The organism is Saccharopolyspora sp. NPDC002578 (assembly GCF_053592695.1).
On sequence record NZ_JBSFWJ010000075.1, the window covers coordinates 17,095 to 28,748 of the forward strand.

8 protein-coding genes are annotated in these 11,654 nt (G+C 72.4%); 4 read left to right on the forward strand and 4 right to left on the reverse strand.

From position 1 onward, the window contains the following. The first annotated feature begins 179 nt into the window (after positions 1 to 179). Positions 180 to 908: a phosphatase PAP2 family protein gene (locus ACWD38_RS25745; RefSeq protein ID WP_450125091.1), complete on the forward strand. Its 729-nt coding sequence runs from the start codon at positions 180 to 182 to the stop codon at positions 906 to 908. Between the two features lie 20 nt (positions 909 to 928). On the opposite strand, the gene ACWD38_RS25750 is transcribed toward ACWD38_RS25745, so the two are convergent. Next, complete coding sequence (locus ACWD38_RS25750) at positions 929 to 1,900, reverse strand: TIGR03557 family F420-dependent LLM class oxidoreductase (RefSeq protein ID WP_184480388.1); 972 nt, start codon at positions 1,898 to 1,900, stop codon at positions 929 to 931. A 358-nt stretch (positions 1,901 to 2,258) separates the two neighbouring features. On the opposite strand from ACWD38_RS25750, the gene ACWD38_RS25755 reads away from it, so the two are divergent. Continuing rightward, a complete protein-coding gene (locus ACWD38_RS25755; RefSeq protein ID WP_450125092.1) occupies positions 2,259 to 4,625 on the forward strand; it encodes a xanthine dehydrogenase family protein molybdopterin-binding subunit in 2,367 nt (788 codons plus the stop codon). 138 nt (positions 4,626 to 4,763) lie between these two features. Here the strand turns inward: ACWD38_RS25755 and ACWD38_RS25760 are convergent, their stop codons facing one another. Beyond that, positions 4,764 to 5,360, reverse strand: coding sequence for a TetR/AcrR family transcriptional regulator (locus ACWD38_RS25760; RefSeq protein ID WP_246456959.1), 597 nt, complete (start codon positions 5,358 to 5,360; stop codon positions 4,764 to 4,766). Positions 5,361 to 5,563: 203 nt separating this feature from the next. Between ACWD38_RS25760 and ACWD38_RS25765 the strand changes: the two genes are divergently transcribed. Both ACWD38_RS25765 and ACWD38_RS25770 read left to right on the forward strand, forming a co-directional pair. Then, a complete protein-coding gene (locus tag ACWD38_RS25765; protein WP_450125093.1) occupies positions 5,564 to 7,141 on the forward strand; it encodes a GMC oxidoreductase in 1,578 nt (525 codons plus the stop codon). Positions 7,142 to 7,398: 257 nt separating this feature from the next. Then, positions 7,399 to 8,544 (forward strand): exo-alpha-sialidase, encoded by a 1,146-nt coding sequence (locus ACWD38_RS25770; RefSeq protein WP_184480382.1) that lies wholly within the window; start codon positions 7,399 to 7,401, stop codon positions 8,542 to 8,544. Positions 8,545 to 8,754: 210 nt separating this feature from the next. On the opposite strand, the gene ACWD38_RS25775 is transcribed toward ACWD38_RS25770, so the two are convergent. Together ACWD38_RS25775 and ACWD38_RS25780 are read right to left on the reverse strand one after the other, a co-directional pair. After that, positions 8,755 to 9,915 (reverse strand): glycerate kinase family protein, encoded by a 1,161-nt coding sequence (locus ACWD38_RS25775; RefSeq protein ID WP_246456958.1) that lies wholly within the window; start codon positions 9,913 to 9,915, stop codon positions 8,755 to 8,757. Between the two features lie 22 nt (positions 9,916 to 9,937). Then, positions 9,938 to 11,467 carry an SLC13 family permease gene (locus ACWD38_RS25780; protein WP_246456957.1) on the reverse strand — a complete coding sequence of 510 codons (1,530 nt, stop codon included), beginning with the start codon at positions 11,465 to 11,467 and terminating at the stop codon, positions 9,938 to 9,940. Positions 11,468 to 11,654: the final 187 nt, after the last annotated feature.

Consider the following 11,654-nt stretch of genomic DNA (forward strand, 5'->3'; position numbering starts at 1 on the left):
GCGCATCTCTGATCTCGGAGCGGGGTGCGTCCGGCCCGAGGCGAGACCGGAGGCACCGGTGCCGCGGGACCACCGAGAGCAGTGCGCATCCGGCGTGGGTGACGGCATCGGCGCAGGTCCGCGAGTTCCGGTGGAGCCGGTCCCGGGACCGGTGGGTTGATCTTCATATGATGTTGTGAATGTCGACACCCGTTGTTCAGCCGCTGTTAGCCGGGCGCTCCGAACCGAATCCGTACGTCCCCGACGTCAGCACCGACTGGTACCGCGGCATCGCCGGGGCCGGTGCGGCGAGCCCGGAGTGGTTCCAGGTGTTCAGCGAGGTGTTCACCGAGGGCGCGATCATCGCCTTCTTGCTGATCTTCGGCTACCTGTTCTGGCGAGCCCGGCGCGATGATCATGAGATCATGGCCCGCGCCGCGCTGCTCGCGCCGGTCACGGTGCTGGCCTACGGGACCAGCGAGATCGTCAAGTCCTTCATCCAGGAGGACCGCCCGTGCCGCGCGGTCGCGCGCATGAGCACCATCGCCACCTGCCCCGAGTTCGGCGACTGGTCGTTCCCCAGCAACCACTCCACGATCGCCGCCGCGGCCGCCGTCGCCGTCCTCTGCGCCCGCCCGTCCTGGGGCTGGTTCGCGGTGACCCTCGGGCTGCTGACCGGGCTGTCGCGGGTGTTCGTCGGCGTGCACTACCCGCACGACGTGCTGGTCGGCCTGTCGCTGGGCGCGCTCGTCGCGGCGCTGCTGCCGTGGCTGGCCGGGCTGATCGTCCCCGTCGTGGAACGGGCCCGGCTGCTGCCCGCCGGGGCGTTCGTCTTCGGCCCCGGCCCGGAGCTCGCCCGCGAGGACGAAACCGTGCAACTGCCCGCCGTGGACGACTCGACCGTGCAGTTCCCCGCCGTGCGCCGCTGACCCGCGTGGCGGCGGTGCCGTCAGCCGAGCTTGGCGCGGATCGCGGGCAGCAGCTCGCCGCGCGCGAACTCGAAGAAGCCGTCCTGGTGGTCGTCGCCGCCGACCTGCACCAGCGCGACGTCGGTGAACCCGCAATCCCGGAACGAGGCCACCGCGTCCACGACGGGGTCCGCGTCCGGGCCGCACGGGATGTTCGCGGCCACGTCCTCCGGCCGCACGAACTGCGTCGCGCCCGCGAACCCGGCCGGGCCCGGCAGGTCCGCGTTGACCCGCCAGCCCCCGGCGAACCAGCGGAACTGCTCGTGCGCCCGCTTGATCGCCGCGTCCCGGTCCGGACCCCAGGACACCGGGAGCTGACCCACCTTGCGATCGCCGCCGCGCGCCGAATCCCAGGCCCGGCACAGCCGCTCATCGGGATCGGTGGAGATCATCGTCTCGGCCAGCGGCGCGAACCGGCGCACCGACTCCGGGCCGGAGACCGCGATCCCGATCGGCACCGGGCGGGACGGCACGTCCCACAACTTCGCCTGGTCCACCCGGAAGTGCCGCCCCACGCGGTCCACCTGCTCGCCGCCGAACAGCGCCCGGATGATCTCGACGGCCTCCTGGAGCATCTCGTGCCGCACGTGCACCGGCGGCCAGCCGCGGCCGACCACGTGCTCGTTGAGGTTCTCCCCGGCGCCCAGGCCCAACGTGAAGCGGTCCTGCGAGAGCAGCCCGATGGTCGCGGCCTTCTGCGCCACGACGGCCGGGTGGTAGCGCAGGATCGGTGCCGTCACGTACGTCATCAGCTCCACGCGCTCGGTCACCTGGGTGACCGCGCCCAGCACGCTCCAGGCGTAGGGGGAGTGCGCCTGGCTCTCCAGCCAGGGCGAGAAGTGGTCGCTCATCACGGCGAAGTCGAACCCGGCGGCCTCGGCGAGCGGAGCGTGCCGGACCAGCGCCCGCGGGCCGGATTGCTCGGTCATCAAGGTGTATCCGATCCGAACCATGCCCTCCAGGCTCGCAGCACGGCGCGGTGAACGCGCTCTGGCGACGGCCGGTGTTCTTGATCTCGGCTTGAGCGGTGGGCCGCTCAGCGGACCTCAGCGGCTTCCTCGCCGCCCGTTGCCGGTGTGATCGCGATTTCCGACGCAGGTCCCTACCCGGCGACATCGCTGTCCGCGCGAGGAAACCGCTGAAAATCCGCCGGTGCCGGCTCGCTCTGGCCGGTCACTGCTCAGCGGCTCCACCGCTGACAGGACGACGACCAACAACGCCGTCCACCCGGAAAGACAAGATCAAAGACACGCGGTGGCGGACTTCCCGCGCGCGGTGGGCGGCGGGCCCGCGCACCGCTAGGCTCGGATCATGGTCGGATCCCTGCTCGGCAACGAGGTCAACCGGGTCGAGGACCCCGAACTGCTGCGCGGTCGCGGCACGTACGTGGACGATCTCCCGCTGGACGGGGTGCTGCGCATCGGATTCGTGCGCTCGCCGCTGGCCCACGCCGAGATCACCTCCATCGACGTCGCCGAGGCCGCCGCCGCGCCGGGCGTCGTCGCCGCGTACACCGCCGCGGACCTGGACATGCCGGTCCTGACACCGTTCATCCCGCTCGGCGACTTCCCCCGCTACCCGCTGGCGAGCGACCGGGTGCGGTTCGTCGGCGACGCGGTCGCCATCGTCGTCGCCGACAGCGGCGCGGCCTTGGCGGACGGGCTGGAACTCGTCGACGTCGAGTACGAACCGCTGCCGGTCGAGGTCGACCCCGAACACGCCATGGACCCGGCATCCCCGCCGCAGTTCCCCGCGCACGGCTCGAACATCGCCGACGGCGCCCGCGACGCCGCGGGAGCCGACGTGCTCGCCGGGGCGGACGTCGTGGTCCGGGCCCGGATCGAGAACCAGCGCCTCGCCGTCGTCCCGATGGAGGGCAACGCGTTCGCCGTGGTGCCCGGCGGTCCCGACGAGGACTACGAGGTCACGGCCTACGCGTCCACCCAGATGCCGCACGCGCTGCGCAGCGGGCTCGCCGCGTCCTTCGGCTGGGACGCCGAACGCGTGCGGGTCATCGCCCCGCACGTCGGCGGCGCGTTCGGCGGGAAGGCCGGCGCCGCCGTGGAATACCTCGCCGCGGTCGCGGTGGCCCGCGAACTCGGCAGGCCCGTGAAGTGGATCGAGGGCCGCTCCGAGAACATGCAGACCATGCCGCACGGCCGGGCCCAGGTGCAGTTCGGCGAGCTCGGGCTCACCCGCGACGGGGACATCGTGGGACTGCGGGCGCGGGTCATCGGCGACGCCGGCGCCTACGGCGGGTTCGGCGGCGCGCTCGCGCTCGGCCCGACCCGGCTGATGTCGCCAGGCGTGTACCGGATCCCGGCGTTGAGCTACGACGGCGTCGCGGTGCTCACCAACACCACTCCCGTCGGCGCGTTCCGCGGCGCCGGTCGGCCCGAGGCCGCGGCCATGCTGGAACGCCTCATCGACCTGGCCGCCGCCGAACTCGGCATCGACCCGGCGCAGCTGCGCAGGCGCAACTTCCTGCGGCCGGAGCAGTTCCCGCACACGACCCTCACCGGAGCGAGCTACGACAGCGGCGACTACGACCTGGCGCTGACCGAGGCGCTGCGCCTGGCCGGGTACGAGGAGCTGCGCGCCGAGCAGGCCCGCCGGCGAGCGGCGGGCGATCCGCTCGCGCTGGGCATCGGGATGAGCACCTACGTGGAGATCACCGGCGGTGGCGCGGGCGAGTTCGCCGCCGTCGAAGTGCACGAGGACGGCGCCACCATCAAGGTCGGCACCTCGGCGCACGGGCAGGGCCATGCCACGTCGTTCTCGATGATCGTCGCCGACCTGCTGGGCATCCCGATGGAGTCCGTCGAGTTCGTCCAGTCCGACACGGCCACCGTCCCGCGCGGCGGCGGCACCGGCGGCTCCCGGTCGTTGCAGGTCGGTGGCAGCGCCGTGCGCGCGGCGGCCGAGGTCGTGCTGCAGCGGGCGAGGGAACTCGCCGCCACGAAGCTGGAAGCAGCGCCCGAGGACATCGAGGTCACCGACGGCGGACTGGGCGTCGCCGGTGTTCCCAGCACCGTGCTGAGCTGGCCGGACCTGGTGCGGGCCGCCGCCGACGAAGGCGGTTCGCTGGCCGCCGACACCGACTTCGCGCCCGGCGGTGCCTCGTTCCCGTTCGGCGCCCACGTGTCCGTCGTGGAGATCGACACCGAGACCGGTTTCGTCACCCCGCTGCGGCACATCGCCGTCGACGACTGCGGCCGGATCGTCAACCCGACGATCGTGCGCGGCCAGCAGCACGGCGGCGCGGTCCAGGGCATCGCCCAGGCGCTGTGGGAGCACATGTCCTACGACGAGGACGGCAACCCGTCCACCGCGACGCTCGCCGACTACGCGATGCCCTCGGCGGCCGACGTGCCCGCGCTGGAGACGGCGAACACGGTGACCGAGAGCCCGCACAACCCGTTGGGCGCCAAGGGGATCGGCGAGTCCGCGACCGTCGGATCTACCCCCGCGGTGCAGAACGCGGTGGTCGACGCCCTCAGCCACCTCGGCGTCCGCCACATCGACATGCCCGCGACCCCGCAGCGCGTCTGGGAGACCATCCGCGACGCCCGAGCGGGCACCCTCGCCGACCCGTGGCGGGAACCCCCGGCCGCCTTCGCCGACCTCCCCGTGCGGGCAGCGGGAAAGCCGGACGACGCTGACGAAGCGGTGGTGTGATCCGGCGGATGCCGACGTGGCCCCGGCCGGATTCCCGGCGGCGGCCGGGGATGCACGGCCCGGCCGGATGGGGAGACCTCCGGCGTCCGCTGCCGGTGGCGGTCTGCTGAAGGTCCCGGTCGAGCGCCCCGCCCCGAGTCAGTGCAGGTCAGAGGATTGCAGCGACGACCCCTGTGCGGTCTCCGGACGGGGGTAGAGGCCGTCGAGCGAGACGGCGATCAGCTTGCGGATGGCGGCTTCGTCGTCGGCGGGCACCAGCTTCGACGACAGGGCGCCCTCGATCATCTCCAGGACCAGCACCAGGTCGGCCGGTTCGATGTCGCCGCGCAGCTCCTCCTCCGCTTGCGCGCGGCGGAACGCGGGCGCGAGCACGGCGATGAGCGAGTCGGCGAACCGGCGCTGCTCGTGCTCCGGCAGCTCCCGGATGATGTTGATCAGCGGTCGCCGGGCCACCTGTTCGCGGAGCACCATGTGCAGCAGGTCCCGGAAGGTGCGGTGGTCGCGCTCGGCGGTGCCGACGATGCACTTCAATGTCTCCAGCCGGTGCGCGGCGACGGTGGTGGCCAGGGCGTAGCGGTCGGAGAAGTGCCGGTAGACGGTCGCCCGCCCGAGTCCGGCGCGGCGGGCGATCTCCTCGATCGGCACGACGTCGGAGCCCTCGGCGAACGCCTCGTCGGCCGCCCGCAGGATGATCTCGCGGTTGCGGCGGGCATCGGTGCGCTGCGGGGTCAGCAACGGACACCTCGCTGTTCGCGCACGTCGGAAGATGTTACCCGTGCGTAGTGAGATCGTCGACCGGTTCTCTCTCTCGGTTTCCTTCCCTACACTTCCGACCCGCCACGCCCGTTGATCAGCGAAGACCGCTCGTGCTCCGGGCCGTGGCCGTCACCCGGCGGTCCGCGAACTCCGCGACACGCCCTCACCGCGCAGGAGAGCCGATGCCCGAACTGAGCCGCCGTTCCGCACTCAAGGGAGCAGCCGTCGCCGCGGGCCTGACCGCGCTCAGCACCCCGCACGCCCTCGCCGCCGTGAACCGGGTCCCGGTGACCCGCGAGGAACACCGCGTCGTCGTCATCGGCTCCGGCTTCGGCGGGGGAGTGACGGCGCTGCGGTTCGCCCAGGCCGGGCTGCCCGTCCTGGTGCTGGAACGCGGGCGCCGCTGGCCCACCGGCCCGAACGCCGACACGTTCCCGAGCCCGCTGGCCCCCGACTCGCGGCTGTCCTGGCTGGGCTCCACGCCCTCGCTGTTCGGGGTGCCGCTGATGCCGTTCGCCCCCTACACGGGGCTGATCGAACAGGTCCCCGGCAACGGCATGGACATCATGTGCGCCGCGGGCGTCGGCGGCGGATCGCTGGTCTACCAGGGCATGACGTTGCAGCCCGCCGCGGACGTGTTCAACGCCAACATGCCCGAGCAGCTCGACTACGCGCGCATGGCCCGCGAGCACTACCCGCGCGTCGCCGAGATGCTGAAGCTGCAGACCGCGCCCGACGAGCTGATCAACAGCACCACGTACAAGCCCTCGCGGGTGTTCGCGCGCAACGCCGAGGCGGCCGGGTACGACCTCTCGAAGATCCCGATGCCGATCGACTGGGACTTCGCGCTGCGCGAGCTGGCGGGCGAGATGAAGCCGTCCTACACCAACGGCGACTGCAGCATGGGCGTGAACAACGGCGGCAAGCACTCCGTCGACGTCACCTACATCGCGCAGGCGGAGGCGACGGGCCGCGTCACCGTCGCCACCCAGCACAACGTCACCGACGTGGCGATGGCCAAGGACGGGCGCTGGGAGGTCCACGTCGACCGCATCGACAGCGACGGCACCGTGCTGGAGAAGAAGATCATCACGGCCGGTGCGCTGGTCATGGCGGCGGGCACCGCGAACACCACGAAGCTGCTGATGCGCGCGGCGGCCAAGGACCAGATCCCCGACATGCCCGACGGGCTGGGCACGAACTGGGGCTCCAACGGGGACCGGATCTACACCTGGACGAACTTCGCCGACGACTTCGGCGCTCCGCAGGGCGGCCCCGTCGTCTACGGCAGCCTGGAGTGGGGCGACCCGGCGACGGCGAACACCGTCATCCAAGCCTCGCTGCCCCCGACGCCGAACCTGCGCACCACGATGCTCGTCGGCTACGGGGTGAGCCAGGGGCGCGGCGAGTTCGTCTACGACTCGGCGAAGGACGACGCGGTGCTGGACTGGCCGCGCGACGCGGACGCCGAGCTGAGCCGGATCATCGACGACCGGGTCGCCCGGATCGCCGGGGAGGGCAACATCCGGCTGGACACGACCTCGCTGGTGCCCAACACCTGGCATCCGCTGGGCGGTGCGTCGATGGGCATCGTCTGCGACCTCGCCGGCCGGGTCCAAGGGCATCGCGGGCTGTACGTGCTGGACGGGGCGCTGATGCCGGGCAACAGCGCGGCCTGCAACCCGTCGATGACCATCGCGGCCGTCGCGGAGCGGGCCACCGATGAGCTGATCGCCCAGGACGCGGGCACCGTGTTCTGATCGCCGGTGCCGCGAACGCCTTGCGCCGCCCCGGAAACGGCTCTGCGGCACCAGGTTCGTGGCCTCGCCGAGACGGCGGGGAGGAGGGTGACCTCCTCCCCGCCGTTGTTCGGCCGGTACGGCGCGCGGCGGTGGCGGGAGTCCGGGGCTTTACAGGTTCGACGTCGATGGCCTAGCTTCATCAACTCTGGACATCCGACGTCCAACGTTCGACCTCGTGGCCGTCAACGCCGACACCGACACGACTGGAGCCGCACGTGGTTCGCATCCTCCGCACCCGCCGCCGCGCCCTGCCCGCGATGACGGCGACCGCCGCACTGGCGCTGCTCGCCGGTCCCGTCGCCGTCGCCGCGCCCGGCGGCGTGGACCTCGCCGTGAGCACCGACGCGGTGACCTACCGCATCCCCGCCCTCGCGGTGACCGAGCGGGGCACGGTCATCGCCGCTTTCGACCGGCGCAACGACGGTCCCGGTGACCTGCCCGGCGACATCGACACGATGGTGCGCCGCAGCACCGACGGCGGCGCGACCTGGAGCGAACCCCGCGCCGTCGTCGATCACCCCGCGCCGCAGGGCTGCGGCGATCCCAGCCTGCTCACCGACCGGGCCACCGGGCGCGTGCACCTGTTCTGCACCTTCAGCCACGGCGAAGTGGGGTTCCAGGAATCCGAACCCGGCTCCGCCGACGCCACCGATCCGCGAACCGTGCACGTGCGGCACCTGACCAGCAGCGACGACGGACGCACCTGGAGCGCACCGATCGATCTGAACGAGCAGGTGAAAGCGCCGGAGTGGGCGGGGATCTTCGCCTCGTCCGGCCACGGGGTGCAGCTCTCCGGCGGGCGGTTGCTGCAGCCGATCGTCGTGCGCGACGCGGCGGGCGAGCACCACGCCGCGAACATCTACAGCGACGACCACGGCGAGACCTGGCGCTCCGGCGAACCGCTGGCGGGCGGCACCGACGAGAACAAGGCCGTGGAGCTGTCCACCGGCGAGGTCGTGCAGAACGTCCGGGACGTCGACGGCGGGCAGCGGTTGCGGGCGGTGTCCGAGGACGGCGGCATCACCTTCGGGAAGCCCGCGGCGATTCCCGGCCTGCCCGATCCGGGCGTCAACGCCGACGTGATCCGCGTCGACCCGCGGGGATCCGACGAGCGGTTGTTGTTCAGCAACCCCGCGAACTCGCGGGACCGGACCGACCTCACGGTGCGGATCAGCTGCGACGACGGGGAGAACTGGTCGGACGGGACGCGGCTGCACCCGGGCCCGGCGGCCTACTCGGCGATGGCGATGCTCCCCGACGGGAGAGTCGGCGTCCTCGCCGAGAACGGCGCCGCCGGCGCCTACGAGAAGCTGACCTTCACCGCGCTGCCGCTCGCCGAAGCCGGTCGTTGCGCGGGGTGACCACCCGACGGGCGACCGGGCGCGACGAGAGCTGATTCGCCGGGAGCGACCGGAGAGCGCGTTCCGCACTGCGGACGCACGGCGGGTGGCCGTCCCCGCCGTGCGTCCGCGCTCAGCGGGAGTCCGGGCGTGCTTGCTCTGCCGACGGAAAGACGACCACGAGCCGGGGCGCACGTCGGTGAGATCTCCTCGCACGTCCCTTCGCCGGGGTCAGGCCGCTGCTCGCAGGGTGCGGCCGACCAGGAGCATGCGGAGGGTTCGGGCGGTGGCGTCGGCGAGGAGTTCGGGGGCGCTCTCGATCGCGTCGGCGAGCGCCACCGGGCCGGTGAGGATGCCCGTGTAGGCGTCGATCCCGGTGTCGTAGCTGCTCTCGGCGCCGGGGCCGATGGTGCCGCACAACGCGATCACCGGTTTGCCCTGGCGCTTCGCGCGGCGCGCGACCTCGGACGGGATCTTGCCGAGCGCGGTGGAGGCGTCGATGGCGCCTTCGGCGGTGAGCACCAGGTCGGCGGCGCGCAGCCGCAGGTCCAGGTCGGTGCTCTCGATGAAGACGTCGAACCGGGACGCGAGCCGGGCGCCGAGCACCCCGGCGAGTCCCGCGCCGACCCCGCCCGAGGCGCCGCCGCCGGGCAGCTCGGCGAAGTCCGTACCGCTGTGCCTGCGCAGCAGCAGTCCCCAGCGGTGCATCGCCGCCGCCAGCCGCGCGACCTGCGCCGGGGACGCGCCCTTCTGCGGGCCGTAGACGTGCGCGACGCCCTTCGGGCCGCTCAGCACGTTCTTCGGGTTGACCGCCACCACCATGTCCACTTCGGACAGTCGTGGGTCCAGGCCGTCGGCGTCGATCAGCCGCGCCTGGCGCAGAGGTACCCCGCCGGGGCCGACGTCGTGACCGGAGTCGTCGAGCACGCGCACTCCGAGCGCCTGCAACGCTCCCGCACCGCCGTCGCAGATCCCGGAATCACCGCAACCGACGACGATCTTCTCGGCGCCGGTGTCCAGCGCCGCCGCGATCAGCTCGCCGACACCGCGGCTCGACGTGCGGCCCGGATCGCGCTTTCCCCGCGGCACCAGGGAAAGTCCCGCCGCTGCCGCCACTTCCACGAACGCGGTCCCCCGTTCGGTCCCGCCCAGCAGCGCGAAGTGCGACTCGACGGGGTCGCCGACCGGCCCCGTGACGGTCACCGGAACCAACTCGCCACCGGTCGATTTCGCCAGCATGCGGGCGGATCCTTCGCCGCCGTCGATCAGCGGGACGGTGTCGACGATGGCCGCCGGGACCACCCGTCGGATGCCGGTGCGGATTCCGGCGGCGACGGCCTCGGCGTCCAGGCACTCCTTGAACCCGGTGGGAGCGACGAGAAAGCGGAACATGGTTTCCTCCATCGTGGAATGTTCAGTCGAGGTCCAGGCCGAGCGTCGGCCAGACGAAGCGGGTGAACAGCAGGACCAGCACGACCATCACCGGCCCGAGCAGCGCGGAGAGCTTCAGCAGATCGCGCGGGGCGAAGGTCGGCGCCTGCTCGATCCGGGCGAACATCGCGACCGGTTTCGCCGACGACGGCAGGGTGTGGCAGAAACCGGCCGCGGCCGTCGAGGCGAACGCCAGCGCCACCGGATTCATGCCGACGGCGAGCGCGGCGGGCACGACGAGCGGGATCAGCACCGAGGACCGCGCCGAGCGGGACTGCACCACCAGGTGCGCGGCGACGCTGAGGACCACCACCGTCAGCAGCACGGTCGAACGCGGCGCCCCGCTAAGGAAGCTCGTCACGGCCCACTGGGCGGCGCCGGACTCGGTCAACCCGGTGCCGAGCGCGCCGGTGGCGGCCATGAACAGCAACAGCGACCAGGGGATCTCGGACAGCGCCTCCCCGAAGCGCACCGTGCCCAGCCGGGGTGAGGTGATCAGCACCGCGCCGCCGAGCGCGACGAGGGCGGGGGACAGGCCGTGCAGCGGCTCGGTGCTCCACAGCAGCACCACGACGCCCAGCAGCGCCGCCGCGCGGATCTCGTCGCGCCGCATCCGCTCCGGCACCTCCAGCTGCGAGCGCAGGGCCTCGGCGTCGACCCGCAGCGGGGCGCGGCGATCGGCGTGGCGGGTGAACAGCGCCAGCACGAGTTCGGCGGCCAGGTGCGAACTCGCCACCGCGAACGGCAACCCCCACCACAGCCACTGCGCGAACCCGATGCGCACGTCGACGGTGCTCGCGAGGATCTCGCTGGTCACCAGGTGCGCCCCGGCCCCGACGAGGCTGGCGACGGCCGAGAGCAGCACCACGGTCGGGAACAGCACCGCGAGCGCCCGCACGAGCCGCTCCCGCGCCGCGAACGCCGCGGCCAACGTGAGGTAGAAGGGCAGCACCAGTGCCGCCCGCCCGCTGGTGCTCGGCACGAGCAGCGCGGTGATCACCAGCGAAGCGGTGATCAGGTGGAACAGTCCGCGCGGCCGGCGGGCGCGGGCCACCAGGGCGACCGACAGCCGGGCGGGCAGCCCGGTCGCGTTGATCCCGGCGGCCAGGATGAACGCCGCGATCAGCAACCAGATCTGGTCCTCGCCGAGCGGTTCGAACACGTCCTCGGAATCCAGCACCCCGAACAGGACCAGCAGCACGGCCGCGGCGACCGCGACGAACGTGTCGTCGAGCCGGGAACTCATCCAGCCGCCGACCGCCACCGCGAACACGAGGAACGTGAGCAGCCCGTGCCAGCCGAGTTCACCGGGGCCGCCGAGCGTGCCCGGAACGACCGCCAGCACTCCCAGCACGCCGAGCGCGACCAGGGTGAACACGATCGCCCAGCCGTTGCCCGACTGCGGTTCCGGTGCGAGCCCGGCGGCGCGCATCGGCCGCGTCGCGTAGTCCGTGCGCACCCGCGTCGCCGCGTCCCGGGTGGGCACCGGCTCGGTCTCCCGCTCGGCATCCATGAGGTGAACCCTCGACGCCCAGACTGAGCCCATCGTGAACGTTCCATGAGGACGGCCTCATGGAGTGGATGTTCTTGTTCTCGGCCTGGTGAGGTGGTCGGGTGGCGGAACCTCAGCGTTCTTCTCGCGAGGACAGCTTTTTCCCTCGTGGCGGAGCCACTTGGGAAAAAGATCCCGCAGCGAGAAG

What these genes read in the sequence shown, in the direction of transcription:
- ACWD38_RS25745 (WP_450125091.1), top strand. Translation starts at nt 180, where the DNA reads ATGTCGACACCCGTTGTTCAGCCGCTGTTAGCCGGGCGCTCCGAACCG.
- ACWD38_RS25750 (WP_184480388.1), bottom strand. Translation starts at nt 1,900, where the DNA reads ATGGTTCGGATCGGATACACCTTGATGACCGAGCAATCCGGCCCGCGG.
- ACWD38_RS25755 (WP_450125092.1), top strand. Translation starts at nt 2,259, where the DNA reads ATGGTCGGATCCCTGCTCGGCAACGAGGTCAACCGGGTCGAGGACCCC.
- ACWD38_RS25765 (WP_450125093.1), top strand. Translation starts at nt 5,564, where the DNA reads ATGCCCGAACTGAGCCGCCGTTCCGCACTCAAGGGAGCAGCCGTCGCC.
- ACWD38_RS25775 (WP_246456958.1), bottom strand. Translation starts at nt 9,915, where the DNA reads ATGTTCCGCTTTCTCGTCGCTCCCACCGGGTTCAAGGAGTGCCTGGAC.
- ACWD38_RS25780 (WP_246456957.1), bottom strand. Translation starts at nt 11,467, where the DNA reads ATGGATGCCGAGCGGGAGACCGAGCCGGTGCCCACCCGGGACGCGGCG.